A 2,573-nucleotide genomic window follows, 5' to 3' on the forward strand; every position below is an offset into this window, starting at 1 on the left:
GCCAGCACGGACAGCAAGCCCGCGAGCAAGATGAACAGCAGGATATATGGCAGCACGTCGCGCTTGCGCACGGCCGCCGTGGCCGTTTTGCTCGCCTTGCCAGCGCTGTCGTTCAGGTCCACGGACGCTCCTTGAAAAAAACTGAATCCAGGCAGCCGGCCTGCCGCGTATATATCCCGTAGGAGCCTGTACTGACATCATAAAAAGGGGAGACGCCATGCCATTGATAAAACGCAAACAGATGGCAGCTTGTGCCTTGTTGCTGCTGGCCGGCGCCGGCAAGGCGGCTGCGCCGGAGGCCGCATCGTCCACGGATGCGTCGCGCACCGTGCGCGTGACGGGCCATTATGACAATGCCGTCGGCACTTCGGATGCGGCCAGCCAGGGCGTCATCACCAACGAGCTGATCGTCAACCGGCCCGCCTTGCGCACGGGCGAGTTGCTGGAATTCGTGCCGGGGCTGATCGTCACCCAGCACAGCGGCGACGGCAAGGCCAACCAGTATTTCTTGCGCGGCTTTAACCTCGACCATGGCACGGATTTCGCCACCTATGTGGACGGCATGCCCGTCAACATGCGCACGCATGCGCACGGGCAAGGCTATGCCGACCTCAATTTCCTCATTCCCGAACTGGTGCAGCGCATCGACTACAAGAAGGGGCCGTATTTCGCTGGCGAAGGCGATTTCGCCTCGGCTGGCAGCGCCCGCATCCGGCTGGCCGATAAATTGCCGCAAGGCCAGGCCAGCGTGTCTGTCGGCCAGCACGGCTATGTGCGCGCCGTCGTGGCCGATTCGGTCGCTGCCGGGCAGGGCACCTTGCTGTACGGCCTGGAAGTGAACCGCAACAACGGCCCGTGGGACGTGCCGGAGCGCGTGCGCAAGGTCAGCGGCGTGCTGCGTTACAGCCAGGGCACGACGGACAATGGATACAGCGTGACGGCCATGGCCTACCAGAACAGCTGGAACGCCACCGACCAGGTACCGCTGCGCGCCGTGGAGTCCGGCCAGATCGGCCGTTTCGGCAGTCTGGCGCCCAGCGACGGCGGCGATACGTCGCGCGCCAGCCTGTCGTATGCGATGCGCCAGCGCACGGAAAACCGCTTGTTCGAACTCGATGCCTATCTGATCCGCTCGCAGCTGGAACTCAACAGCGATTTCACCTATTTCCTGGCCGACCCGGCCACGGGCGACCAGTTCCAGCAAAGCGAGCGGCGCACGGTGGCAGGTGTCAACGCCAGCGAAAGCTGGAATACGCAGCTGGCGGGATTGTCCATGCGCAACAAGCTCGGCGTGCAGGCCCGCTACGACCGGCTGTCGCCCGTGGGCCTGTACAGCACGGTGGACAGAGTTCGGCAAAGCACGGTGCGCGAAGACAAGGTGCGCGAGGCCAGCATTGGCCTGTACGGCGAAAACACGACGCAATGGCTGCCGTGGCTGCGTTCCGTGGCGGGCCTGCGCTACGACGCCTACCGTTTCAAGGTGGCCAGCAGTATCGACGGCAACAGCGGTATGGCACAGGACCACGTGGTGTCGCCGAAACTGTCCTTGATCCTCGGTCCGTGGAGTCAGACGGAATTCTTCGTGAACTACGGCAAGGGTTTCCATAGCAACGATGCGCGGGGCACGACGCAGACGCGCTTGCCCGATGGCACGCCTTCGGTTCCCGTCACGCCTCTGGTGCCGACCAGGGGCATGGAACTGGGCGCGCGCACGGAATGGCTGCCGGGCCTGCAAAGCTCGCTGGCCCTGTGGCGCCTCGACGTCGCGTCCGAACTGCTGTTCGTCGGCGACGCGGGCGAAACGCAGCCCAGCCGCGCCAGCCGCCGCCATGGCATCGAATGGAACAACCATTATGTTGCCGCGCCGTGGCTGCTGTTCGACCTGGACCTGGCCGCCTCGCGCTCGCGCTACACGCAAAATGATCCGGCCGGCAACTTCATTCCCGGCTCGATTGACAAGGTAGCCTCGTTCGGCGTGACGGTGACGGACCGGGGCCCGTGGTCAGGCGCCTTGCAGCTGCGCTATTTCGGCCCCCGGTCCTTGATCGAGGACAATAGCGTGCGCTCCGCCTCGACCACGCTGGCATATGCGCGCCTCGCGTACCAGCTCAACCGCAGGACGCGGCTGTCGCTCGACGTGTTCAACCTGTTCAATAAACGCGCCAGCGATATCGATTACTACTATGCGTCGCGCTTGCCAGGCGACGGGGCGGACGGGGTGAGCGACCGGCATTTTCATCCGGTGGAACCGCGTTCCGCGCGTTTGACCTTGTCTTATGCGTTCTGACAACGGTAAACTGGGGCATGACCGATCACCTAGTACAAACCAGTAAATTCCTTTCCCTTATCCTGCGCCACTCTCCGGAAAAAATCGGCCTCGCTCTTGATGCCCAGGGCTGGGCCGATATCGGCCAGCTGCTGGCGCTGGCAGCCCGGCATGGGCGCCGCCTTTCCCGTGAACAATTGGATGACGTGGTGGCGCGCGACAGCAAGACGCGCTACGCCATCAGCGACGACGGCTTGCGCATCCGCGCCAACCAGGGGCACTCGCTGGCCACTGTCGATATCGCTTT

At 63.8% G+C, this 2,573-nt stretch carries 2 protein-coding genes; both read left to right on the forward strand.

The annotated features are described in order from the left end of the window. Positions 1–217: 217 nt before the first annotated feature. On the forward strand, positions 218–2,287 hold the full coding sequence (locus tag K0F86_RS10135) for a TonB-dependent receptor (RefSeq protein WP_219134279.1): 2,070 nt from the start codon (positions 218–220) through the stop codon (positions 2,285–2,287). A gap of 17 nt (positions 2,288–2,304) precedes the next feature. Next, positions 2,305–2,573: RNA 2'-phosphotransferase (locus tag K0F86_RS27450; RefSeq protein WP_257572079.1), on the forward strand; the 269-nt coding region annotated here is incomplete at its 3' end.

Source organism: Janthinobacterium sp. UMAB-60, assembly GCF_900095235.1.
GTDB lineage: Bacteria > Pseudomonadota > Gammaproteobacteria > Burkholderiales > Burkholderiaceae_D > Janthinobacterium.